Genomic DNA, 23,985 nt, shown 5'->3' with positions numbered 1-23,985 from the left:
GCCACCGCCACCTCCATGACTTCCCGCGCATGCCAGTTAGGCACCATCCCAAGCCGCCAAGCCTGCCAGAGCAGAGTTCTACGAGTGTCTGACCGCCCGGCGTGACGAAATGTTCGAACTGGCCGACGCGCTGTTGTGCGTCGACGGGCCGGTCACCTCGCCGGTGGACCTGACGATGGTGCCCGAGCACCGGCGTGGGCACGGCGCGTTGTACGGAGCTCTCAACCGGGGCCGGATCGACGTCGAGAGCCTGCGGACCTTGCTCGCCGGGCTGCCGTTGCCCCGGTTCGAGGGCGGGCGCCTGGTGCTGGCGGTCGACGTGTCACCGTGGCTGCGCTCGGACGCGCCGTGCTCGGCCGGCCGGCTGTTCTGCCACGTCTACGGCCGGGCGAAGTCCGCCTCCCAGTTCATCCCAGGTTGGCCGTACTCCTTCGTCGCCGTCCTCGAACCGGGAGCCACCTCGTGGACGTCGATCCTGGTCGTGGTCCGGCTCGGACCCGAAGACGATGCGACCGCCGTCACCGCCACCCAACTCCGCGCCGTGGCCGAGCGGCTCATCTCAGCTGGCCAGTGGGCGCCCGGCGACCCGGACATCACGATCGTCATGGACGCGGGTTACGACGTCACCCGCCTGGCCTGGGTCCTGCGGGATCTTCCTGTCGAGCTGGTCGGGCGGATTCGCAGTGACCGGGTGATGCGGCTGCCGAAGCCCTCGCTCAAGGAGTACGCCCTGGCCTATCCCCAGGGTGGGCGACCGCCGAAGCACGGCAAGGAGTTCCGCTTCGCCAAACCCGAGACCTGGCCCGAGGCGGCGATCACCACCGTCACCGACACCGCCAACTACGGCAAGGCCGAAGCCCAACCGTGGGACCGGGTCCACCCGAGGTTGACCCACCGCTCGGCCTGGCTGGAGCACGACGGTGAACTCCCCGTCGTCGAGGGGCACCTTGGTCGCCGGGACCCCACAGCCGACTACACCTGTCAAGGCGGCGTGATCAGTGCCCTCTGGAAACGCGGCGCGCCAGGAAACACCTGTAAGGCATTCGGTCTGTTCAACAAAGAGGCAGGGAAGGGCTGTAGGCATCATCGTTTGATACGGCTGCGCATGGCGAGGATGGCCAGCGCGAGCAGGACAGGCTCGGTGAAGCGGCTGGTCATCTCCGTGTAGGTGCCCCAGGTGGTGAGGTCTTGGCCGCTGGACCGGAATACGACCGAGTTCAGCACCACTTGCAGTGACTTGTCGAAGCGTTCTTTGGTGAACCGGTCGCCAACGGGCAGCGTCAGCCGGGGGTCCTGCTTGTTGTCCACGGTCAAAGCCACCTGCCCGCCGCCGGCCGGGACGGTACCGGTGGCTATCTGCCGAGGGGAAGAATCGGGCAGGCCGAGCCCCATCATCAGCAGGACGGTGGCCACCATGGCGGCCAGCAGCCAGCCCAGGGCGCGCGATGCGCGCAGTCCGTAACCGGAGAGCAGCCAGTACGCCCACAGCAGGCCTCGCTCGCTTGGCGGGGTGCCGGAGCGGTCGTGGCGGCGCATCTCCATCTCGCCGTAGTAGAAGTCCGCGGCACCGGGCTCGTTCTTGCCGTCTTCGTAGGCCTTGCGCAGCTGCCGGTAGAGCGCGGCCACCTCCTCCGGAGCCGGTGTGAGGCGGCGATTGGGGTGGTGCTGCCCGGCGCGCCAGTCGCGGGGTGAGCGTTCCTCTGAAGGCGTGGCGGGTGGACTGGCCGTCAGCGCGCGCCAGTGGTGTTCCTCGGCCAGGGTACGCCGACGGGTCCACCGGTACGGCCATATGGAGTGGCGGCGGTGGAAGCCGGTTGGGGTAGGAGCGAAGGTGCATTTGCCTCCCAGGCGGAGTTGGTCAAGATGGAAGGCACCGGAGAACAGGCAGTCGCTCAGGTCAATGTCGGTCAGGACCAGGTGCGCGGCATCCACTCCGCGTACCGAGACCACCCGCACCCTGTTGTCAGAGCCTGCCAGCAGGCTCTCGTCCACCGCCGTGTCGGCCCTTGGCCGGGCGACGCTCGTGGTGAAGGGGTCTGGATGGGCGGTGACCGCCGTGGGGAAGGACAGCACCGCGTCACCGAGGTCCGTGGTGGCGTAGCGCAGGTGCATGCTCGCCGTCGAGTCCCACCGGGTCTTGTCACAGCGCAACGTACGAGCCGCGATCTCCAGCGTCACAGGCGTCTCGAACACAGCGCCGGATAGATCAACCATCCCCGAACACACCACCGGTCCAAACCGCGACAGCACCACAAAGCGCGCTTGATTGAACTGGGCGTCGCCGGAGAACTGCGCCCCGCCGATTCCGATGTCGCCGCAGAACTGCGCCCGGTGGAACAGGGTGGTACCGGAGAACCGCGTCAGGTGGAACTCAGCGATGCGGGAGAACTGCGCCTCGATGAACCAGGCGGCGCCAGAGAATTGTGCGTAGTCGAACTGGGTGTCGGCGGAGAACTGAGCCCTGTCGAAGTGGGCGCGGCCGGAGAACTGCGCCCCGCGGAATCCTGCGCCGCCGGAGAACTGCGCCTCGGCGAAGTTCGCCGCGCCGAACTCGGTGTCGCCGGCGAACTGCGCCCCGGCGAATTGGGCGTGGCCGTTGAACTGTGTCTGCACGAACCAGGCGGTGCGGGAGAACTGGGCACTTTCGAACCGGACGTTGAAGGAGAACTGCGCCCTGTTGAAGTCGGTGTCGCCGGAGAACTGCGCATCCATGAACTGGACGGGGACCGAGAACTGCGCCCCGCTGAACGAGGTGGCGCTGGAGAAGCGAGCCCTGTCGAACCGGGTGTCGCCGGCGAACTGAGCCCCGGAGAATCCGGCATAGCCCAAGAACTGGGCCTCGAACCGGGTGTCGCCGGAGAACTGTGCGTAGTCGAACCGGGTGTCACCGGAGAACTGCACCCCCCTGAACCAGGCGGTGCCGGAGAACTGCACCTCCCTGAACCAGGCGGTGCCGGAGAAGCGCGCCGCCCTGAATCCGGCGTCGGCGGCGAACTGCGCCCCGTCGAATCCGGCTTCACCGGAGAACTGCGCCTCGCCGAACCGGGCGTCACCGGAGAACTGCACCTCCCCGAACCAGGCGTCGGCGGAGAACCGCACCCTCTCGAACCGGGCGTCACCGGCGAACTGCGCATCGGGGAACCAGGCGGGACGAGAGAACTGCGCATCGAGGAACCAGGCGGGACGAGAGAACTGCGCTTTGTCGAAGTGGGCCTCGCCGACGAACTGCGCCTTGTCGAAGTGGGCCTCGCCGACGAACAGCGCCCTGTCGAACCGGGCCTCGCCAGCGAACTGCGCCTCGCCGAACCGGGCGGGTCCGAGGAACCGCGCACCCTCGAACCGCGCAATGCCGAATCGGACTCTGCTGGAGGCGGGGTCCCGGAGGGCTCGGCGGAGGGCGTTGAAAAGACGCGCGCTGAAGCGGGTGCCTCGGTGGTCGATGTCGACGCCGGGGGCCAAGCCGGCGAGGTAGGCGTCGCGGTCGGTGCCGCTCAGGTGGGCGAGGCACACGGTGTGGCCCGGGACGTGGATGCCGGTGCAGCCGACGGGGTCGATGGTGGGATTCGCACCGTGAGCGCAGTACGGCCACGGAGGCGCTGATGGCGCGGGGACCGGTGGTGTACTCACGGCCTGAGAACTCCAGGCAATCCCCCGACTCGTTCACGCTCTATGGGCTCCGCCCGCCACGCTGCTCGCCGTGTCCCCGCTAGTCGCTCCTGGCGAATCATTCCCACCCGCTCAGCCGTCACCAACGACACCCTGCCACTACGCAGCCAGACCCGCCGGATGTTCACGAAACGCCGTACCAGGAATCGCTACTCCGGTGCCGCAGAACCTCGGTGCGACCGACTATGAGGTTCAGAGACGGGTTCTGAAGGTTGGTCGGTGAGCTTCCTTCTCATCGAGGTCGTGTGCCGCCGGGTGGTGCAGGGATAGGAGTCCACGACTCCGCGGATCGCAGCGCACGGCCCTCCGCTCGGGATCAGCGTCGTCTTGGTGCCGAGGACAGGGGGAGCCCGGTCTCACGGCGGTCAGCCGGACATGGCGGAGCGCACTATCCGGAGGGCTCGGTCCGTATTGCTGCGCCACGCCGTAGGACAAACCTCAATCGGACGAAGGCAAGGGGACCGGAACGTGCCTCAGCCGGTACTCGTTCAGACGATCCAGAAGGTCCGGCGGAACCAGACCGGAGAGTACACGCTCATGCAGCCACAACACTTGGAACAGAGCATGACTGACGAACGGTGGTGGCGCCGGCACTCTTTCATGCTCACCGAACAGTAGGGGGACCAAGTCGTTTCTCAGGAACTCACCGAAACCGTCGGATGCTTCTCCCGGCAGCCGCTCCCTGTCCCAGGAGAACGCCATGAACAGTGCATCGACGGTCCGTACCAGGTACTTCGACGCCGTCGGGAACATCAGCCGTACCCCCTGGAGCGCGCGCGTGTGAAGCTCGCTGAGCTGGTCGTCGGTCACCGCCCCACGATCGGCGAGCAGCAATTCGAGTAAGTCGTGGGCGAGCGACGAGGCGGGCGCCCCCTCGACCGGCGTGAAGACCGTCACTGCCTGCCCGAGCCATCGGAACACCGGGTCGAGAGTATGCCGTGCCACCGAGTCGTTCGTACCTCCGGATATGGCCATCTTGAGCCACAGCTCTTCCCAGTAGGAGCGCGACCAGCCCGGACCGCCATGCCCCTGCGGGTAGCGGAAGAGCCAGTTCATGTCGAGCGGTTCCGGCGGCCTGGCAGCGTGGGCACGCAGGGATATGTTCAAGGCCCGCCCGCCACTGTCCCAGTGATGACGGACGTGCAGTGACCCCGCGAAGTCCGTCCACTGGCTCTCGTCCATCGCCGAACGCCACAGCAGGCAATGCCGGTGCCAGGTTCCCACCGGATCCTCCGCCTCGGGGAACAGCGCCGACACAGGGCATTGTCGTGCCAGCAGAATGATCATCAGGACGAGGTTCGATTCGTAGAGGCCGTGGCGCGATGTGGTGCGCAGCACCGTCGGTTGATAGGCGGGAAGCTGATCGCCTGTGCGGGTCTGGTGCTGAGCCAGAACTTGGACGAGCAGTCGTACGAGACTACGGCGCTTGTCGTCGGGCATCGACTCGGTCAAGGAGCGTGCGTACCGCGGCATCTGGCGGGATGCCAGAGAGGTGTACGAAAGGAGGGCGTAAGCGAGGTCGTCGTGGATGCGACTGCCGCCAAGCGCGAGCGCAGGGCGGGAGGAGAGCAGGTCCGTGAGGAGATGCAGGGCCAGTCGCACCGCGAGGTACTCGCCGAAGGTCGCATGCAGGAATTCGTATGTGGCGAGTATCTGTCCGTCCCGCCTTGACTGAGCGCGCTGGACGAAGAAGAACCGGCCGAGCACCACCTCGGCGGGTGTCAACGGGGTGCGAAACTCACTGACCTGTACCTGCTGTCGCCCGAACACAGTCGTGAGGTCCTGTTCCAGCTCTCCAGCCGACACCCACTGGCGGCCGCGGTTGAGCTGGGCGAAGGCCACGAGTGACAGGCGTTGCAGCTCTCGCTCGACGAGCGCGGCCGTTTCCTCCTCCGGTATCGCACCCTGGGTTGCCTTCCCCACCTCGCGCCGGGCGAACGAGGAGAGCAACTGCTCATACAGCTGAGTCACGTCGAGGGTGTCGGCGGCACCTTGGAGCGTACCCTCGGTGGCGTCGTACAGCGCGAGCATGGTCAACAGCAGTGGCTGGGCGGCCAGTTCCGCGTGCCGTTCGATGTGCTCCCAGGCCAGCGGCGAGCGACCGGAGGCAGAGAACCCGGCCGCGTTGGCCGCGTTCCACACGGTCAGCCACTGTCTGATGTGCTCGGGCCGGAAGGGTTCCAGACGCAGTACGACCATCCCGTCGGGAAAACGAGCCCGGTCCGCGACGGCGGTCCGGCTGGTCACGAGCGCCAGGACGAGGCGGCCCTGATCCGCCTCGCGCTGCTGGAACTGCGAGACGCGCTCAAGGAAGTTGCTCTGGTGCACGCCAGTGGTCTGCAGCAACTCATCAAATCCATCGAGGAGCAGCACGGGGGTGCTGCCGCCTGCTGAGCGCACCAGCTCTGGCCAGCTCACCCTCTCGCCGGTGGCCGCTCTGGTCGCCTGCTCGATCTGTTCCTGGAGATCGTCCTCGGCACGGACATCCCGCAACGGCACACGCACGGGGAGGAAGCCGACGGACGGAAGCCGAGCGGCGAGCACGCGAGTGAGCACGGATTTGCCCGCACCGGGCTGTCCCAGGACGAGCAGTGGCGCTTCGGCCAGATGGGGGGCCGTGAGTGCGCCGGCGAGATACCTCGTCAGGTCGCGCCGCACCGGAATGCGCCCCCACCACTGCTCGTCAGTCGGCTCACTCGATCCGGGCACGTCGCTCACCCTGAAGTCCGGGTCGAGATACAGCTCCTCCATGGTGGGAATACGGATGCCGTCCGGCGCGGTCTGGGCGTCAAGGACGGTACGGCTCAGCGCTGCCCGGTGGGCGCGAGCGAGTGCCGCGGCCACGTCGATCGGCGGGTGCAGCGCCTCGGCTGTGCGGGCGAGGAGGGTCTCCACACCGGCCAAGGCGCGGCTGACCTCCGCATGCGTGGCCTGCTGCGCCAGCTGCATCGTCCAGAACGCGAACTCCGGTGCCTGCGCGACGAGTTGGGTGTACAGACTTTGATAGCGCTCCTGAGCCCTTCTCGGCAGGACCCGGGTGAGACTGCCACGGGCTCCCTCGCGCTGGCGCTGGTTCAGCCCTTCCCAGAGGGTCAATCCTTCAAGGAAGCACAGAAACCTGTCGGCGTATTCGCCGTACCTGACCAACAGGGCCGCCCACACCGCGTCTGGCGCGGTGTGCGGCGCCGGGCAGGGCAGGTCGGCAGCCAGGAGCAGGGCGACAAAGCCCGTGGCCTCGGATGTCGAGGCAGCGGACGCCGAGTCCAGCGAAGCGAGGGCCAGTTGTTCGCTGAGCGTCAATTCCACCTGATCTAAGCCGAACGGCAGCTCCAGTTCCGTCATTGCCTCGAAGAACGCCACCACCACAATTACGGTGTGCGCGGCGCGCAACAGCTCCGTGCGCTCCGACCGGCCTTGGACTCGGCCGAGCCGCGTGCCGACGCCCTGTACAGCGTCGCGGCCGAGCCCGATGAGGCGGCCATTGGCGTCCGCCATTCCGATCACCGTGCCGCTGACCCCGCCGGTGGCCAGGTTGAGGGCCCCGCCCAACGCCCGGTCAAGCGCCGCCAGCCGCGGCGGCTCGGCCCCGAGAAGCACGAGCGCGTCAGCGAAAGTCACCAGCCTGCGCGCCCTCATGCCCTCAACTCCTTGTTGTGCGGCCTCTACTTTGGCACGCAGGAGTCCATCGAGGTCACGGAACGTTGCAACATCTTTCCGTCAACTGCCTCACGGCTTCGATGTCGAGCGCATCGCCTGCTTTCGCGACGGGCAGGATGCTCCGGACCTGGGCGAAGCTCACCTCGTACCTGACCGCCGAGACATACGGCCGACGCCCTGGCGTCGTGGACCGCCGGATGCTGGAGCGGTCCTGTGCACGGCTCAGGGGACCGTTCTTTCGATCTGCACGTGCTCCCCGACGGTACGGCGACTGCGTCCGTCTTGATCGCCGGGGTGCGCACCGGTCGGCGGGGCAGGCGGGCTGAAGAGCGAGCCGGTAGAAGGAGGCCTGCGCCGTATTGCGCTGGCCATAGGCGGCCTGAAGTCTTGTCCGTAGCCGTCAGGTCCGTAGGGCAGGCTTCAGGCTTTGACATGTCCGCTGTGCCCGGCTGGCTGTCACGTCCGAGGGTCGTCCCTGGCCTCGTTCGACGTTGCTTCGGCGCCCGCGGGTGTGCTCTCGGCGGGTTCTCCGCCGGGTCGCGGGGTCGGGTTCGCGGGTGTGTGGGTGGTCAGTTGCTGAAGCGGCGCGTGGCTGCCCGGCTGGGGGAGGAGGATGGTCAGTTGGTGGTCGGGGGCCGCGGCTGGGCGCAGGACCACCTCGTCGACGTCGATGCCGCCGGCCGTTGGATGGTGGAACCGTTTGGCCACGTCGAGCCGGCATTGCACCTCGGCGAGGTCCCACCACTGCTGCACCTGTGGGTGCTCGCGTCGAAGTCGGGCGAGGACCTCGGCGAAGCGGTCGTCGCCGACGAGGCGGGCGCCGGCCAGCCGGAGTTGGGCCACGACGTGGCGGGCGTGGCGTTCCCAGTCGTCGAGCAGCGCGCGGTAGGGCGGGGTGAACATGTGCCAGGCCATGTTCGGCGGGTCGGAGGTCTGGTCGGGCAGGCCGAGCAGGGCCGTCGCGGTGTCGTTCCAGCAGACGAGGTCCCAGCGGGCGTCCATGACGAAGGCGGCGGCCGGCCGCTGCTCGTGCACTAGGCGGGCCAGGGGGTCGGGCACCACTGCGGCGGGCGGCCCGCCGCGGGGTTCTTCGGGCCGCAGGCCGGCGAGGATCAGCAGATGGTCGGTCTCGGCGGTGGTCAGGCCGAGGGTGCGGGCCACGCTGCGGAGTACCGCTTCCGAAGGGTTGATCGAGCGTCCCTGCTCCAGCCAGCTGTACCAGCTGATACCGACGCCTGACAGCAGCGCGACCTCCTCGCGGCGCAGGCCAGGGGTGCGCCGGGGCCCGCCGGCGGGCAGCCCGACGTCTTCAGGACGGCGCAGGGCCCGCCTTGCGCGCAGGAACTCGCCGAGCACGCGGCGGCGCGCCGTGCCGTTGTCAGATCGTGTGTCGTGCACTGCCCCTCCCTGATGGCGGCGATCCTATTACTGTCAGACACTTCCTTGCCTCCGCGTCCGACCGCACGCTTACCGGCGCCAGGGGCGGTCGCCGGTAGCGACCGCGACATCCGACACCCGAAGGACACGTGATGGCCGTTACCCGACGCTCCATGCTGGCCGTGCCGCTGCTCGGCGCCGCCACCCTCGCCACCACGACCGTCGCCGCCCCCGCGAACGCGGCCGGCACCGGTCGGCGGCGACCCGACCGAAACGGCCTGCCTGCGGTGGTGACCGCCACGGCGGCAGCCCTGCACCCGGAGGGGGTGGCCTACGACCCGACGCGGCACGCGATTCTCGTCAGCTCGGTGCGCCACGGCACGGTCTCGGTCGTGGGCGCCGACGGCGACGTACAGACTCTGATCAGCCATCCGGCGATCGTGTCCACGCTCGGCGTACGCGTGGACGTGGCCCGGCGGCGGGTCCTCGTCGCCTACGCCGACCCCGGGGTGGGTGAGCGCAGCACCCCGGCCACCGCCACCAAACTGTCCGGACTCGGGATCTTCGACCTGCGCACGGGCGAGGCGCTTCGCCTCGTCGACCTCGCCGAGGCCGCCGGCCCCGGCCCTCACATTGCCAACGACGTGGCCGTGGCGCCGGACGGCACCGCCTACGTCACCGACTCGCTCAGCGAGGCGCTGCTGCGCGTCGACGTCGACGGGCACGCCTCGGTGCTGGTGCGCGACCCCCGTTTCCACGACCTCGAGAACCCGTTCGGCTTCGGGCTCAACGGGATCGCCTGGCACCCGGACGGCTTCCTGCTCGCCGTGAAGTCCTGGGGCGGACAGCTGTTTCGCGTCACGACCGGGAAGCGAGCGACCGTGCGCGAGGTGGTCACCGACGAGCCGGTCCACAACGGCGACGGGCTGCTGGTGCGCCCGGACGGCACACTGCTGGCGGTCACCAACCCGCTCGGCCCGCAGGGGGTGTCGGCGGTCCGCGTCCTGCGCAGCCGCGACGACTGGGCCAGCGCGACCACTGTACGCCGGCAGTCCTGGCCGGACGCGGCGCCGACCACCGTCACCGCCACCCCGTGCGGCGAGTACGTCCTCTACGGGCGACTCGATGTTCTGTTCTCCGGGGGCCTGGCCGACGACCTGGTGCTGCGCCGCGTCGACCTGTAGCCGCCAGGACGGCGCGAACCGCTGGGGGCGCCCGGCGCACATCACGCCGGGCGACCACCAGACGCCCTTGCTGCGGTTGAGACGGCTTCCGACTACCGCTCCGTCCTTTATTCCCTAATGGATCCGTAATTCAGGGTTAAGGAGTTGGATATATCCCAGGCTAATTTCGCTAGTGTGGGGGCGGAGGTGGCGAATGCCGGACCGGCCGAGTCAGGACGAGCCGTTTGCGGCGGTGGACGAACTGCTGGCGGGCGAACCGGAGTTGCCGCTGCCGGCGGATGGCACAGGCTGCTCGGGTGCGGGAGCGGGCCCGGAGAAGATCTCCGGCAAGGCCTCGGCAGCCGGTTCAGCCGGGTGCTTCGCCGCCCAGCCCTCCAACAGCCGCAGACACGCCTCACGACGCGGCGGACGCGGCTCCGACCGGCCGCTCTCCCAGTTCTTCACGGTCTGCGTCATGGTCCGCAGCACCTAGGCCAGCCGGGCCTGCGTGACACCGGCCGTCTCACGCAGCCGGGCAACGAAGGTCTCCAGGAGTCGGGGTGCGGCAGTGTTGTGCTGTGGAGGATGGAGGCGACTGGCCGGTGCTCAGCAGCCATCGGCTGGCTACTGCGATGTCGCTGGGTGCGGGGCGCCCGGCGCGCAGATGCAGGTGTGGACGGCGGCCCGCAGTTGTTCCGTGGCGGGCAGGGGAGGGGCGTCGGGATCCGGGGTGGGCAGCTCGCGGGTTTTCTGGCTGAGTTTCTCGGACTCCCAGACGGTGCGCAGGACTTCGGGGTCGGCCCCGCAGGCCTGGGCGAACTTCCGGGTCAGGTCCCAGGTCGGCACACGTTCGCCGGACAGGATCCGCGACAAGTAGGACGCGGAGCACCCGATCCGGCTACTGACCTCCTTGTTCGTGAGCTGGGCGGTGCGGATCAGCATGGACAGGATGGGAGAGAGACGGTTGTAGGCCGCTCCCGAAGATTCGATCGGGCCGGACTGGCGGGATCCTCGCGGGTGCCGGGCAGCGGGGCGTCCGCGGACGCATAGGGCACGGGATTGGGAAGAGTAGACACCATCTCATTTGGCCGTGTTCGATAGCCTGCTGCCGTGGGAATCGTTGAGCGGCTGGTGCCGGACGAATTGTGGGAGCTGTTCCAGCGAGTGGTGCCGGAAGCGCCTACCCGGCCTCAGGGAGGCGGCCGGCGCCGGCACGGTGACCGGGAGGTGCTGGCTGCGATCGTGTTCGTGGCCACGTCGGGCTGCACGTGGCAGCAGCTGCCGTCCGCGTCGTTCGGGCCGTCGGGAGCGACGGCTCACAGGCGCTTCGCCGAGTGGACGAAGGCCAGGGTCTGGGCCAAGCTGCACCGCCTGGTCCTCGACGACCTCGGCGCCCGCGGTGAGCTGGACTTATCCCGTTGCGCGATCGACTCGGTGAACATGCGTGCCCTGAAAAGGGGGACCTGACAGGCCCGAATCCTAATGGGCAGCGAAGCAGGTCATCGCTATCCGAATCCCGAGTGGGAGCTGCCTGTACTGCCATCATGGCTGACCGAACCACTCTGGGGCCAATTCGCCGCCCTGCTGCCCGAGCGATCGACCTACGTGCCGACCCATCCGCTGGGCTGCCACCGCCCACGCATCAGCGACCGGATCGTCTTCGACAAGATGCTGCAGCTCTTGCGCTTCGGCTGCTCCTACCAGGCGATCGCGGACACGACCTGCTCGGCCACCACGATCCGCAACCGTCGCGACGAATGGATACGACTGGGCATCTTCGCCAAGCTCAAGCAGATCGCGCTGGAGTCCTACGACCGGATCGTGGGCCTCGTCCTAGACCAGATCGCCGTCGACGGCTCCATCACCAAAGCCCCCGGCGGTGGTGAGGTCACAGGACGATCACCGGTCGACCGCGGCAAACAGGGCCTGAAACGTTCCGGCATGACGGATGGCTACGGAATCCCACTAGGCCGCGTGCTGGCCGGAGCGAACCGTCACGACTCCCCGCTGCTTGCCCCGACCCTGGACCGCCTGGACGACCTCGGCCCCCTCCCACAGGACATCACCGTGCATCTGGACGCCGGCTACGACTCCGACAAGACCCGCGCCCTGCTCGACGAACGCGGCCTGCACGGCCGGATCGCACACAGGGGTGAAGGCACCGATCCAGGCAAGCCAGAGGTGGCACGTCGAACGGACCCACTCCTGGCAGAACGCCTTCCACCGCCTCGCCCGCTGCTACGAGCGCCGGGCCGTCGTCATCGACGCCTTCTTCGACCTCGCCGACAGCATCATCACCGTCCGCAGCCTGATCCGCCGGGCATGGACCACCCACCGCTGGGACGAACGCCCGAACCGCCGCCCGTGAACCCACGCCTATCCGCGCACGACCTTACCGCTGCAGTATGTGCCAGCCGGGAAATGGACGCTGAATGAGTTCGGCTTGTTCAGTGATGCGGCGACGAATGAAAGCATGGATCTCGGCTAGGGCGGCATCCGTGGCGCTGCGCGAGTCGTGTTTTGTCCCGGCTTGCGGATCCTCGTACATGCCCTCGGTGAGGACGGTCAGGGTCGCTGCGGCAATGCACTGCACGGCAAAGTCCGCTGACGATCTGCCGCTGCCGGTCGACAAGACCACCTCACCCTCACTGAAGTACACCTCGCACCCTGCGAGGACCGGTTCGCGGAGATCGGTTCCGAGCAAGGCCAGCGGTCCGGAGTGCAGCTGAAACGGGAGGAAACCACCAAGCCACGTGGCCGGGTCGAAGGTCGGGCAGATTTCAACCCGGAGCCCATGCCCGGCGATCGCCTGTTCCCACAGCCCCTTGAGATCGTTGGGAAGCCGAGAGGGTACAACAACAAGATCAAAACTCATCCACTTTGCTCCTTCCATGACCGTTCGCTCGGCCTGATGTGGAGACACGCAGGCCACAGAACATCACACATGCCCTGCACCCTAATACGCCCTCCACCAGCACATGTTGATCGCCAACTCCGCCCCAGGGCGAACCACGCAGTTACGCCGAGCTCCGAGAACCACCGGGCCCCGCACCCGGACACACGAACGCCCCACACAAGCACGGCCACCGGGAACACCAGCACATACGGTTACGGAGCGTCACATCCTCCATAGCTGTTCCGGCAGGACGCTGGGCCCGTCGCATCCATACCCACCCCTATCCGCGCGGGTTCTTAGCGTGGAACAGCAGCCACCAGGCGGACTGCTGTGGATCGCGCAGACGTTCGTGTCGGCTCCGGTCCGGCCAGCGACGCCGTACCACGGAACGCCAGGGCCGCACCGCGCACAGCAGGCCGAGCGCGCAGCCACCCACGACAACCCACACAAGCAGCGCCACGACACGCAGCGGGTGCGCCTGTAGATACGGACCGGGGCTGCCGATGAGCGCGGGTACGTCCGGTACCCAGGAAGGCCCGAGCACGGTGAACAGCAGCGCGGAGAGCAAGAAGACGGAGTCCGCCAGCGCCCCGACGAACACCACGGACAGTGTCTCCCGGAAGGGGGTGCGCCGGCGGTCGGGAACGTCCCTGCTCCGCCGCCGCTCGTACACATAGCCGGGGAAAAGAAGGGCGATGAAGAGAACCAGTCCGACTACGTTGCCCGGCATCGGCCTCGCCCCGGCCGGGCGTCAGTCATCGGTGGACGAGGCGGTGGGAGCGGGAGCGGGCTGGGGAGGTACGTCGGAGGACGGTATCTCGGCGTGCGGGTCGACGATCGCCTGTCCACGGAAGGTCTCCACCTCGTCGGCGTGGTCGTCTTCCGGCTCCTCGGGCTCCGTCAGGTGACCGCTCGGTTCCGCGCACACGCCGTACCTTCCCCCCTTTGTCGGTCAGAGGCGATATGTTGGCACAATTACGCTCCGGTGGGGGAGAGTTGATACAAATTGTCGCTGGTCCCACTGTCCTCCACCCTCTCCGGCGTGATCAGCCCGGACTCGTAGGCCACGAGCAATTGGGCCCGGTCCGGTGCCCCCGGCTTGCCCATGATCCGGCTGACGTGCGTCCCACCCCATCGAACTCAGCCGTGGCACTGCGGCGGATCCGGCGCACACGCCGCCACTACCTGGCCCGACACGCCGCCGAGCAGTACACCGCCCGCGGCGCGGCCCCCGACTCCAACGGGGCATCGCACACGGAGCAGCAAGCGCGGGGCCAAGACGGGCAGCCATCGGCACTCCTTGCGCTGGAGATCCGGTGCACCTTCACTTTGGGGGCCCCGCTCGGACGCGTGCCGGTCGGCGGTGCGGCACGCTCCGCGCGCCGTACCACCTCGCCGCGTGCCGGGCAGACGCTCCGCGTCCGACCGGACCGAGCGCCGCTCGCTCTCACGTGCTGCGGTGCCAGTGGGCCTCACACCGCGGGAGTTCTCGGTCCTGGAGTACCTGGCTGGCGCGCGGGCCAGACGATGACGATGGTGAACGCCAAGCCGCTACCAGGCGGGTGTCGGCGTAGCATCCGGGTCCAGCCCATACGGCCACCGCTCTTTTGAGCACCTCAGACCCATCTCGTATCTCGGCCAAGCGGTGTGAGGCATTGATCTGACCGGCGTCGGCGGCTTCTACGGCCACGGCTTCGGCACCCTGCTCGTCCCCGGCCTGCACCCGCATTACGGCCAGGCGGACCAGGGCGCTGGTGTCACCGATGTCGGCGGCCTCTCGGGCGAGGGCTTCGGCGCTTTGGTGGTCGCCAGTTTCCTCTCGAGTTCACATTCTGATCCTCCTGCTCGCCCGGTCCTGATCCGCAGGCCGGCGGCCGGGTTCACCCCCGCCCGGCCGCCATCGAGGGATGGGCGCCAAGGCGGGGCCCGCCCTGCCTGCCTGGCGGGGCGCGGCGGCGCCGGCTGCCTGGCCTCATGTCGGGCCGTCACCGCCTTGTTCAGCCCCGGTGGGGCTGCGGCCCCCTCGCCGGGCCGGTGGGCCAGTGACGTGCCTGGCTGGGGCCGAAGGCTCCCGGCTCCGCACCCGCCCTCCCGGGCACCGGTCAGGGGCCGGCCTTCGCCTCGTTCGAAGCCTGCGCAGGGGGTGCTTTCGCCGGGCTGGCCTGGGTATGGCTGTCTGGCCTCTCGACGAGGACGCCTCGAAGCGGACTTGGACCAACCACGCCGTGCGGCTTGGTGCCCTCGGCGACGTGTCCGGCACCGAGGCCGGGAGGGTTGGCCGTACCGCCTACGCCGGCGGGGGCGTCCTGGCTCAACTTCAATACAGCCAGCTGTCGTACGCAGCATAGTCGACCAGGTGGTAGAGGCCGAGGGCGCTGGGGAAGAGCACGAGGGCGAGGACGCCCGAGCGTACGAGTACCGGCGCCATGATCATGACGCCGTCTGTCTGGCCGGTGATCGTGCGCCAGTCGCGCCAACGACGGATGTCACCCGCGCAGGCCGTCCAGAAGTAGCCCCCGATCACGATCCCCGTTCCTGCCAGGATCATGGAGAACCCGGCCACCACGGCGAGGAACGTTTCGCGGTCGTGGTGGTCGGTGATAAACGGCGTGGCCGCATAGAGCAGGGCGGCTGCGGCGATGCCCTGCAGCATCCCTCGCACGACAACGTCCTTGAAGCGCAGCCGCGGCACGCGTACGCCCTCCTCGTCCGTGGTCCATCGAGAAGTCGGCTGTGCTCCGGTGCGCTGTGTCCCCGTCATGGAGGGGACACTATCGGGAGCTCAGGGCGCGGGATCCCTAGGCCTGGCCAACCCCGACATCCAGCTGGATGACAGCTCCGCCACCACCCGGTCTTCTCGGTCTCAACTGCTACCGCTGGAACTCGGGTTCGGCTCCGGTCAGACCTCCTGGCGCTGGCTGGGCCTGGGGTACGAGGCCGGTGTCGCCTCCCGGCGCATGGATCAACATGGCGCCGGGCGAAGCCCCTGCCACCAAAAGACAATCGGCTCCAGGGCGGACCTGGGCACGGCGACCCTGTGGGAAGGCGCTGCCTCGCCTGAGTGCCCGGGTGTCCGGGCCAACGGTCCCAGTCCCGCACTCGCATACCTGCGTCAGGGGCCCGTCCTCGCCCGTCCGAAGCCCGCGGCAGGGGGATTCCCCGCGCCGGCCAACGGCCGTCCCTGCTCCTGAGGCAGGTCGCCCGCCGGGTCCCGGTTTTTCTGTGGCCCGGCGGGTGCGGTCGGCGTCAACCCGAGCCTCCTCGCCTTCAGCCCGACTGCGGATCGGTCGGACGAAGTGGGAACGCTTCAAGAATCCCGAAGTTACGTCACAGAGATGCAGTGCACCCGAAGGAGAAAGAATCCCCTGGCCACGAGGTCGAGGACTCAGCCCGGCTCAGGGGAACTCACGGGAGGTCGCACAGGACCCGGGTGGGCGAGCGGTGCGGCTCCGGCCCCGAACTCCCCTGCACGCCAGTGGACTCGTGGCTGCTGTGCAGGCCTGCGCCCACATCGAACGGCTCCGCGCCGCCCAACGCCAGGCCGACGAAGCCCGCGCCTACATCCAGAGACAGGGCCGCCCGGCTCCTGGACGAGGGCAGGAGCAGCTCCGCGAACGCGTGGCCAGCGTGGCGGATGTCCCGCAACATGGGTTCTGACACATCGTTGTGACACCAGCTTGTGAGACAGGCCGACCTGTGGGGAGGGATCACTGCGCGGCCCCCGACGGCCTGTGTCACATCCATGCTTGTGAGGCAGCCGAAATCGGCGCCCTGGTCCCGAAGTGCTTCCTCACGCACTTCAAGGCCAGCCGCCCCTTCACGAGCTGTCAACAGTCTCGGGTCGCAGGCTGACCGGGCCTCAGGCCTCCAGCTCCGACGGACTTTCGTACGCAGACGCCGGTGCGGAGCGTGAATCGGCTGGTCGAGGGGAGTTCAGGTGTAGGCGTCCTCGACGGCGACTTGTCGCACTGTACGCAGCGTCGACTGGAGACGGTCCAGATCGGTCGAGCCCAGAGCGAGGCGGATCGCCTGCGGTGTGTGCGTCGAGGTGGTGAACGGCTCCGCTGTGGTCACCGAGATGTTCCGGCGCGCGAGGGCGGCGGTCAGGCGATCGGCGCGTGCGTCGTCGGGCAGCGTCAGCCATGTGAAGTAGGACGAGGGGTGGCTGATGAGTGGTAGGCCTGCCAGCTCTTGTCTGGCGAGTGACTGGCGGGCCTTGGCGTCGTCTCGTTTCTGCGCTTCCAACTGGTCCACCGTGCCGTCGTCGAGCCAGCGGCAGGCGATCGCGGTGGTGAGGGCGGGGGTGTTCCAGGTAGTCACCCGAATCGCGCGTTCGAGCGACGGCACTACTGATGGCGGGGCGACGACGAAGCCGACCCGGAGGCCGGTGGCGATGCTCTTGGACAGTCCCGAGACGTAGACGGTGCTGTCCGGCGCGGTTGCAGCCAGAGGCGGTGGAGGGTCCTCGGCCAGGTAGGCGTATGCGGCGTCTTCGATGATGAGCGGACCGTGTTGTCGAGCGATCTTGATCAGGCGGGTTCGGTCCGTTGCCGGCATGACCCAGCCCAGAGGGTTGTGCAGGGTGGGCATGGTGTAGATCGCGCGCACAGGGCGGGTAGCGCACAGCTTCTCAAGAGCATCGAGATTCGGCCCGTCGGTGGTGGTGGGTATGGGCTCCAGGTCGAGTTGAAGGGCGTGCGCGAGCACCTTGAAACCCGGGTAGGTGAGCGCGTCGACCGCGACGACGTCGCCGGCGTTGAGCGCGGCCATGACAGTGATGGCCAGGCCCTGCTGCGCACCGTTGACGATGAGGATCCGATCGGCGTCGGTGGTGATTCCTCGACGCCTCAGGTGCCGTGCGATCGAGGATCTGTCCTGGGGACGCCCTCGATGTGGTTGGTAGCGGAGTAGCGAGTCGAGATCACCGGAGGTGGCCACCTCCCGCAGGGCCTGCCGTAGGAGTTCGGCTTGGCCGGGCAGCGACGGATAGTTGAAGGTGAGGTCGACCGCATCCGTGGCGACGTCCTGCTGATCGATGCCGTGACCGGCGGGAACCGTGATGTCACGCACGAACGTGCCGCGGCCCTGTTCCCGGCTCACCAGACCCATCGCTTCCAGCTCGGCGTACACCCGAGTCGCGGTCACCACGGCGATGCCCTCACGGGCGGCGAGCCCGCGGTGTGTCGGCAGCCGCACGCCTGCGGCGAGCCGCCCCGTCCGGATGTCGGATGCGAGCGCGTCGACCAGCATTTTGTACCGCGAGGCTGCCATGCGCCGAATTGTATCCATGACAATTCTTTGACCGTCATGTTCGCGGGTCCTTACCGTCAAGACCCACCCCACTCCTACGGAGGACAACCGCCGTGCACATCGCCATCCTCACCTTCGAGGGCTACAACGAGCTCGACTCTCTGATCGCGCTCGGAGTGCTCAACCGCATCAAGACCGACGACTGGCGCGTCACCATCGCCACCCCCGCCCCCAAGGTGACGTCGATGAACGGAGTGGTCATCGAACAGATGTCCACCCTTGAGGAGGCGTGCGCCGCTGACGCCGTCATCGTCGGCAGTGGCATCGCCACCCGCGAGGTCGTCGAAGACCCGGCGATCATGAACATCCTGCGCGGCCTGGACCCCTCGCGCCAACTCATCGCGGCACAGTGCTCCGGCGCGCTCGTGCTGGCCAAGCTCGGCCTGCTCAACGACATCCCGGCCTGCACCGACCTGACCACCAAGCCGTGGGTCATCGCCGCCGGCGTCGAGGTGCTCAACCAGCCCTTCTACGCCAAGGACAACATCGCCACCGCCGGCGGCTGCCTGGCCTCGCACTACCTCGCCGCCTGGATCATCGCCCGCCTCGAGGGCAACGACGCCGCCGAAAGCGCGCTGCACTATGTCGCCCCGGTCGGCGAAAAGGAGGAATACGTCGAGCGCGCCTGGCGCAACATCACCCCCTACCTGCCCGCTCCCACACCGGCGCTCGTCTGAACAATGAGCCGCAAGCAGCGACCGGCCTGGAAGCCACGCCCCGGCAGCCGGGCCGCTCGTTCGCGGCCCGCACCTACCGGACTCTCACGTAGTTCAGCGATGGAGAGTCGTGTTCCATTGCGCGGGCGAGCAGGAACTCGTCCAGCTCCCTCAGCACCAGCGTCTTCGCGGGCTTCCAGTTCAGATACCGGACCACCTCGCGCAGGTGCCCGGTGCGGGTCTGCCTCCGTCGCCCGTAGAACGGCAGCTCGCCCACAGGAGTCTGAAGGTGCTCGGAGAGCCGAGCCCCTGCCGCCGGTGGCGCCTAGACGACGTCTTCAGAGACGAACCCGAGCCAGGCCAGCGTGCACAGCTGGACCGCCAGCCCCAGTCGGTCTTTCGGGCTACGGCCGCGTCCGGGGTCGATGAACCCCACGTCCGCCGGCATCAGGGTGAAGAACCGGATCAGCTCTTCCTTGTTTCCTTCCGGAAAGCCGCGCAGCCGTTACAGCTCGTCATCTGCGAATACACGGGTCGCCACCGAAAACCCCAACCACAACCACTCGCGTGCGGGCCGACCCGTCATATCAGCGGCTTACCGCATTTCATGGTGAACGACCCGGCCACTCCTCAAGGCACGGCGCTATGCGGGCTGCTGATCGTCAGCGGACGCGCGGCGCCCAGCGTTCGGCGAGGTCCCCACCGGTACGAGCGGCCCCGACACCCCTGCGCCCCGAGCGGTATCGTCCCTGGGTCAGCGATATCCGTTGTTTTTGCGGCCATTACTACGGCGACCCCAACTCGTACGAGAACCATGCGTGCCATGACTGCCTGCCGTGGCACGCCGAGGTCGTGGTTGTTGACGGGGAGGTGCTGGTCAGGGAGTGGCATGCCGTTGGATGTCCGCAGTTCCAGGAGCTCATCCGGGACTGAGATGGCAATTCATCACTCAGAGCCGGGACACACCCTGATGGGCGATGACGTTGCGGTGAGTCTGGACCTGAGCAACCACGAACTCCTCTGGCTCACATCGCTGTTCGTGTCCGAGGGCGAGCGCGTCCTCCGATCCACGAGCTCCTGGCAGGACCGGGCAAATTGGCTCATGACGGATGCCCTGGCCGGCACAACCGCAGTCGCCGACTTCGAGGACCTGCCCAACCACACCGCGCCAACAGCCGATCCCTGGGCAACCACCGCCACCGGGTGGGGCACAGAACGGGCGAGGTTGACGAGGTTTGCCGTCGGGGTCGCGGAACAGCAGCGACCGGTTGCCGCAGGGCATCGTCGTGGGCTCGGTGACGAAGCCGGTCAGGTTCTGGTGAACGCGGTCCACGTCGTCGACGAGGAACTCGGTGATCACGCTGTGGTCGTCCGCCGGGCGGGCAGAGCCCGGGGCGAACAGCGGGACGGTGCGGGTGCCGGTGATCGCGGGGTGGCGTTCGCGGTTTTGAGTTCGGCGAAGTCTTCGGTGGCCCACGTGCCCGCGCCGCGGACGCCCGGACCCTGCCCGGCTCATTCGAAGCACCCGTGGGGCCCGGTCCGGCACAGCGCGTGTTGTCAGGCTTTGCCACGGGCCGAGTACCAGCATGAGGTGACCTTGCGGATCCACGGGACGGTTGAGCAGATCCGCGCCCACCTTCCCGTCAGCGTCGCGAGCCTGGAGGAGTACGCCCCCCGTGGCAGGCGAGGACCGGGCGACCGAGCGCTGGATGCGCGTCGAGATGCGGGCGGAGCGGCTCGATTGGTCGCCTCCGGTACTCGCCTCACTCGACCGGCCGTTCGTCATCGAGCGCCCCGATGAACTGCGAGACCTCGTCATCGCGCTCGCCGATCGCCTTGCGTCCTACGCCCGCCAAGCCTGACCGCGAGGAACCAATGTCATGAGATGGCACATCTAAGGTTCGCGCCCGTGCACCCGAAGCTCGCGCCGTAGCCCCACGTGCGCTATGAGCCCCCCTCCCGTGGCGATGAGCACACCGGCCGAGGAAGGGGGGAAGCCCTCGGGAAGCCGGTCACACCATGGGAGTGACCAACTCATCGATCCCGAGCAGTGCCTTGCCGAAGGTCTCGTAACCTACGAACGCGTTGAGGCCGGCGTGCCGCGCGCCCGTGTTGGCATCGCGCCAGTACTGCTGGAGCAGGTTCGACTCCTCGAACGCAGCGGCCCCGTGCACGTTGATCAGGATGCTAATGGCCTCCAGCACCTCCTGGGCGATGTAGCCGTACTCGGCGCGAAACTCGGCGCGGGCGGCGAAGCTGACCGTCTCACCACGCGCGGCGGCCGCGTCCAAGTCGTCGGCAATCCCGTAGGCATGCAGACGTGCGGTCTTAAGCCTTAGTGCCGCCTGCGCGAGCTGGATCTGATTGCCCACCGAGTCACTCTGCCGGGCGAAGAAAGTGTAGTGCATCCTCTTGGAGGGTGCCTTGTCAATCACTAGGTCCAGCGCCGCCTGACCTATTCCGAGCAGTGGACCAAGCAACGGAAGCATGGCCAGCGGACCGGCAGGGAGGCGATACATCGTTTCCTGGGTTGGAATCGGCCACGTGCCCTGCAGCAACTGCGCCACGGAAATGACTCGGTGGTCGGGTACAAACACATCCTCCGCGACCCATGTGTCGCTGCCGGTGCCTCGCATCCCGACAGTCTGCCACGTCTGTTCCAGCTTCATCTCTGATGCCCGAGCGAGGCACAGTACGGCGTCGACTTCGCCCGTCTCACTGGTGACGAGGGCACCATTCAAAGCCCATGTCGCGTGGTTGGCGCCCGAGGAATAGGCCCAACGACCGCTCACGCGATAACCGCCGTCAACCCGCCGGGCGGGGGCAGGAGCGCCGCTTCCCGCGATCAGGGCGTTGGCCTCGCCTCCGAACAGATCCTGCTGCGACTGCTCGGAAGCGAGGCCGCCCGTCCAACTCGCGGCGGAGGCAACGCCCACCAGCCAGGCCGCGGAAGCATCGGCCTCACCGAGAGTTTCAGTCACTTCGAGGACGGTCCGCAAGTCCGCTTCGTGGCCGCCGAAGCGCTTCGGGACCAGCATGCGGAACAGGCCGGCGTGCACCAGGGCGGCGTTGGCCTCGTCGGTCAATCGTCGCCCCGTTTCGAAGGCGGTCGCGTGCCGCCGAAGCAACGGCTGCAATTCCTTTGCCCGAACAATGAGTGCTTCTCGGCTCAGCGTGCCGTTCCCGGAGGACTGCGACGCTTCTGTGACGCTCATGATGACTCCCTGCTTGCCTGGTGTAATCAACTAGTCCCGTACCTGTGTGGCCGCCCAGAGCCATATATCGACGGGATCCATATCACTGAAAGCAATTTGAAATTGCAACAACCTGGTGTTGTCGCCTGTGTGCCTCGTGAAACAGCGGGTCACGCAATCCTGTTCAAGCTGGTGAAGCAGGAGAGATTCCTAGCCCTGCCCCATCTCCCATCCGTCACATGGCTTGTCAAGGCCCCTCTTGGTGAGCTCTGTTGGGGCCTGCCAAAGGTGGTGAATGTGGCTTCCTTGATGTTGGCGGGACTAGTTGCGTGCCGGTTCGATGTATTGGCCTGCCGGATTGATGAAGCCGGCAGTAACGCGCACCTTGTGGATGAGTCACGAGTCCTTGGCGAGCGTCCGCAGGCTCTGCTTGGCCGCAAGACCAGGCGATCGGACAGCAGCCAGGGCACGCAGGGCGAGCTGCGCCAGGATCCGATGCTGTCGCCTTCGGCCTTTCACACGCACGCCACCTTCCTGGAATCAGGTTCCGGTCAGCGCGGCTTGTATACGGCCGCCCTGGATTTATACCGCCACGCTTCTCCGGACGCGCTGCCCGGTACCTGGCAGGTATTGCCCGCTTGCTGAGCGACGGCAGACGGTATTCCTGCAGGTCATCTCGGTGTGTCTAACAAGTTTGAAATCGCCCGTTAGCCGGAAGCAGGCGGCGCGGTGCCGGAACCCGCAACAGGTCCGTGAACCGCCTTCGCCAATCCGGGCCATCGGGCAAGTTACGCCGCCACGAACGTGATCAGGGTGCGGCAAGCCCGGCGCTGGTTCGGCCAAACCCGGCAGGGCCTCGTGTCCAATTCCCGCACGGTCGGGACGTGGACGCGTGCCGCCGGGCCGGGACGACTCATTCGGCCGTCATCAGCTTGCCTCGGGTCGGAGACAACAGCGTGCCGAGCCAGCCGTCCCGGGGCATCAGGTCTTCCTCCGTCGCCCGGGCCTTGCCGAGGGCCTCAGCGTTGCCGTCACCGCGCAGGGCGTCGTACTGCCGTAGCGGTCGGCCAGCAAGCCGTAGAGGTGGAGGCCACGCCGCGGTTGCTCGGGAGGCGCCTTCCAGAAGCCGAGGGTGCCGTCACCAACCGCGCCAGGACCGGGGCGCGCTTGCCGCCCCGGGCGTCGTCGGGCAGCAGATCCGCGCGGGGCTCGCCCGACTCGCGTCAGCCCTCCTTGATCCCGACCACTTCACTTGAGCCTTCGGCGCGCACCTTGACCAGCACGAGCGCGCTCGCCTTGGCCTCCTCCAGGCCGACGTTCATGGCCGCGTCCACCTTGCCGCTCGTCAGCCCCATCGTCGGATCGGCCAGGTCGCCGGGGACCAGACGGACCGTCACGCCCTCGTGGTCGCGGATGAAGGCGTCCGCGACGAGCGCGGACAGGGCCGCCTTGCCGGGACCGAGCACTCCCACGCGCAGTTCGCGCTCCCCGGAGCCGCGCGGCGGACCCGCTCGCGGGCCCGCTCGGCGTCCGCGAGGAGTTGGCGGGCCTCGGCCAGGAGGACCTCACCTGGCTGGGTCAGGCACATGCCCTGAGGAGTCCGGACGAACAGCGCGCAGCCCAGCTCCGCCTCCAGTTCGCGGATGCGCTGGCTGAGCGGAGGCTGGGACATGTGCAGTCGGCGGACCGCGCGGCCCACGTTCCCCTCCTCGGCCAACGCCACGAAGTACCGAAGCCTGAGCAAGTCCATGCTCGCGACCATTTCGGACCGTTGTCCCTCCCAACCAGATTCTCCCAGGCCGCGGACGCGGGCTCTCCGGTCCGGCGCGCGGGCAGCGGGCCGAAACGTGGCTGGCCGAAGTTGACTGAGATCGTGCGCCATGCGCCAACTTCGCGTAGCTAGGCTGGCCGTAATCATTCGCGCCCGGCGCGGCAAGCGCGCCCCGGTCCTGGCGGTTGGTGACGGCACTCTCGGCTTCTGGAAGGCGCCTCCCGAGCAACCGCGGCGTGGCCTCCACCTCTACGGCTTGCTGGCCGACCGCTACGGCAGTACGACGCCCTGCGCG

At 67.9% G+C, this 23,985-nt stretch carries 18 protein-coding genes and 6 pseudogenes; 9 read left to right on the top strand and 15 right to left on the bottom strand.

All coding sequences use genetic code 11. The features are described 5' to 3' along the window. Positions 1 to 67: 67 nt before the first annotated feature. Positions 68 to 955: pseudogene (locus ACZ562_RS34050) on the top strand (transposase); the annotation flags it as partial. Between the two features lie 128 nt (positions 956 to 1,083). On the opposite strand, the gene ACZ562_RS34045 reads toward ACZ562_RS34050, so the two are convergent. The 3 genes from ACZ562_RS34045 to ACZ562_RS34035 form a co-directional block, all read right to left on the bottom strand. Continuing rightward, on the bottom strand, positions 1,084 to 3,627 hold the full coding sequence (locus ACZ562_RS34045) for a pentapeptide repeat-containing protein (protein ID WP_471187399.1): 2,544 nt from the start codon (positions 3,625 to 3,627) through the stop codon (positions 1,084 to 1,086). A 477-nt stretch (positions 3,628 to 4,104) separates the two neighbouring features. Beyond that, positions 4,105 to 7,302, bottom strand: coding sequence for an NACHT domain-containing protein (locus tag ACZ562_RS34040; protein ID WP_471187397.1), 3,198 nt, complete (start codon positions 7,300 to 7,302; stop codon positions 4,105 to 4,107). Positions 7,303 to 7,779: 477 nt separating this feature from the next. Continuing rightward, positions 7,780 to 8,721, bottom strand: coding sequence for a helix-turn-helix transcriptional regulator (locus tag ACZ562_RS34035; RefSeq protein ID WP_471187395.1), 942 nt, complete (start codon positions 8,719 to 8,721; stop codon positions 7,780 to 7,782). A 131-nt stretch (positions 8,722 to 8,852) separates the two neighbouring features. On the opposite strand from ACZ562_RS34035, the gene ACZ562_RS34030 reads away from it, so the two are divergent. Further along, positions 8,853 to 9,884, top strand: coding sequence for an SMP-30/gluconolactonase/LRE family protein (locus tag ACZ562_RS34030; RefSeq protein ID WP_471187392.1), 1,032 nt, complete (start codon positions 8,853 to 8,855; stop codon positions 9,882 to 9,884). A 193-nt stretch (positions 9,885 to 10,077) separates the two neighbouring features. Then, positions 10,078 to 10,356, top strand: coding sequence for a hypothetical protein (locus tag ACZ562_RS34025; RefSeq protein WP_471187389.1), 279 nt, complete (start codon positions 10,078 to 10,080; stop codon positions 10,354 to 10,356). 131 nt (positions 10,357 to 10,487) lie between these two features. Here the strand turns inward: ACZ562_RS34025 and ACZ562_RS34020 are convergent, their stop codons facing one another. Beyond that, the gene (locus ACZ562_RS34020) at positions 10,488 to 10,805 is read right to left on the bottom strand and encodes a helix-turn-helix domain-containing protein (RefSeq protein ID WP_471187386.1); all 318 of its coding nucleotides are present in this window, start codon (positions 10,803 to 10,805) and stop codon (positions 10,488 to 10,490) included. A 168-nt stretch (positions 10,806 to 10,973) separates the two neighbouring features. On the opposite strand from ACZ562_RS34020, the pseudogene ACZ562_RS34015 reads away from it, so the two are divergent. Together ACZ562_RS34015 and ACZ562_RS34010 are read left to right on the top strand one after the other, a co-directional pair. After that, positions 10,974 to 11,348 (top strand): annotated as a pseudogene (locus ACZ562_RS34015) (transposase); the annotation flags it as partial. 42 nt (positions 11,349 to 11,390) lie between these two features. Next, positions 11,391 to 12,231: pseudogene (locus ACZ562_RS34010) on the top strand (IS5 family transposase). 24 nt (positions 12,232 to 12,255) lie between these two features. Here ACZ562_RS34010 and ACZ562_RS34005 read toward each other — a convergent pair. The 6 genes from ACZ562_RS34005 to ACZ562_RS33980 all read right to left on the bottom strand — a co-directional run bounded on the left by ACZ562_RS34005 (position 12,256) and on the right by ACZ562_RS33980 (position 18,030). Then, positions 12,256 to 12,738, bottom strand: a complete 483-nt coding sequence (locus tag ACZ562_RS34005) for a hypothetical protein (RefSeq protein ID WP_471187383.1) — start codon at positions 12,736 to 12,738, stop codon at positions 12,256 to 12,258. A 301-nt stretch (positions 12,739 to 13,039) separates the two neighbouring features. Further along, positions 13,040 to 13,489: a DUF6338 family protein gene (locus ACZ562_RS34000; protein WP_471187380.1), complete on the bottom strand. Its 450-nt coding sequence runs from the start codon at positions 13,487 to 13,489 to the stop codon at positions 13,040 to 13,042. A 21-nt stretch (positions 13,490 to 13,510) separates the two neighbouring features. Further along, positions 13,511 to 13,687: a hypothetical protein gene (locus ACZ562_RS33995; protein ID WP_471187377.1), complete on the bottom strand. Its 177-nt coding sequence runs from the start codon at positions 13,685 to 13,687 to the stop codon at positions 13,511 to 13,513. A 1,389-nt stretch (positions 13,688 to 15,076) separates the two neighbouring features. After that, positions 15,077 to 15,520 carry a DUF6336 family protein gene (locus ACZ562_RS33990; protein WP_471187374.1) on the bottom strand — a complete coding sequence of 148 codons (444 nt, stop codon included), beginning with the start codon at positions 15,518 to 15,520 and terminating at the stop codon, positions 15,077 to 15,079. A gap of 644 nt (positions 15,521 to 16,164) precedes the next feature. Beyond that, positions 16,165 to 16,419 (bottom strand): hypothetical protein, encoded by a 255-nt coding sequence (locus ACZ562_RS33985; protein WP_471187371.1) that lies wholly within the window; start codon positions 16,417 to 16,419, stop codon positions 16,165 to 16,167. A 273-nt stretch (positions 16,420 to 16,692) separates the two neighbouring features. After that, positions 16,693 to 18,030, bottom strand: a complete 1,338-nt coding sequence (locus tag ACZ562_RS33980) for an aminotransferase-like domain-containing protein (protein WP_471187369.1) — start codon at positions 18,028 to 18,030, stop codon at positions 16,693 to 16,695. A gap of 92 nt (positions 18,031 to 18,122) precedes the next feature. On the opposite strand from ACZ562_RS33980, the gene ACZ562_RS33975 reads away from it, so the two are divergent. Continuing rightward, positions 18,123 to 18,746 (top strand): DJ-1/PfpI family protein, encoded by a 624-nt coding sequence (locus tag ACZ562_RS33975; protein WP_471187366.1) that lies wholly within the window; start codon positions 18,123 to 18,125, stop codon positions 18,744 to 18,746. Between the two features lie 73 nt (positions 18,747 to 18,819). Here the strand turns inward: ACZ562_RS33975 and ACZ562_RS33970 are convergent. Further along, a pseudogene (locus ACZ562_RS33970) lies at positions 18,820 to 19,227 on the bottom strand (DUF4158 domain-containing protein). A gap of 486 nt (positions 19,228 to 19,713) precedes the next feature. On the opposite strand from ACZ562_RS33970, the pseudogene ACZ562_RS33965 reads away from it, so the two are divergent. After that, positions 19,714 to 19,944: pseudogene (locus ACZ562_RS33965) on the top strand (hypothetical protein); the annotation flags it as partial. Positions 19,945 to 19,962: 18 nt separating this feature from the next. On the opposite strand, the pseudogene ACZ562_RS33960 reads toward ACZ562_RS33965, so the two are convergent. Further along, a pseudogene (locus ACZ562_RS33960) lies at positions 19,963 to 20,204 on the bottom strand (VOC family protein); the annotation flags it as partial. A gap of 197 nt (positions 20,205 to 20,401) precedes the next feature. Here ACZ562_RS33960 and ACZ562_RS33955 point away from each other — a divergent pair. Continuing rightward, positions 20,402 to 20,587: a WCX domain-containing protein gene (locus ACZ562_RS33955; RefSeq protein ID WP_471187362.1), complete on the top strand. Its 186-nt coding sequence runs from the start codon at positions 20,402 to 20,404 to the stop codon at positions 20,585 to 20,587. Between the two features lie 150 nt (positions 20,588 to 20,737). Here ACZ562_RS33955 and ACZ562_RS33950 read toward each other — a convergent pair whose 3' ends face one another. Further along, positions 20,738 to 21,940, bottom strand: a complete 1,203-nt coding sequence (locus tag ACZ562_RS33950; RefSeq protein WP_471187360.1) for an acyl-CoA dehydrogenase family protein — start codon at positions 21,938 to 21,940, stop codon at positions 20,738 to 20,740. A gap of 276 nt (positions 21,941 to 22,216) precedes the next feature. Here ACZ562_RS33950 and ACZ562_RS33945 point away from each other — a divergent pair, with 276 nt between their 5' ends. After that, the gene (locus ACZ562_RS33945; protein ID WP_471187357.1) at positions 22,217 to 22,564 is read left to right on the top strand and encodes a hypothetical protein; all 348 of its coding nucleotides are present in this window, start codon (positions 22,217 to 22,219) and stop codon (positions 22,562 to 22,564) included. 578 nt (positions 22,565 to 23,142) lie between these two features. Here ACZ562_RS33945 and ACZ562_RS33940 read toward each other — a convergent pair. After that, entirely contained in the window at positions 23,143 to 23,391 is a 249-nt protein-coding gene (locus ACZ562_RS33940) for a hypothetical protein (protein WP_471187447.1), read from the bottom strand. Further along, on the bottom strand, positions 23,313 to 23,669 hold the full coding sequence (locus ACZ562_RS33935; protein WP_471187354.1) for a LysR family transcriptional regulator: 357 nt from the start codon (positions 23,667 to 23,669) through the stop codon (positions 23,313 to 23,315). The genes ACZ562_RS33940 and ACZ562_RS33935 overlap by 79 nt, the downstream gene beginning before the upstream one ends. Positions 23,670 to 23,985: the final 316 nt, after the last annotated feature.

The sequence above is a fragment of the Streptomyces sp. NPDC040410 genome, assembly GCF_055595715.1.
Note: the sequence above shows the minus strand (reverse complement) of the source record. Positions and strands in the feature narration are given on the sequence as shown.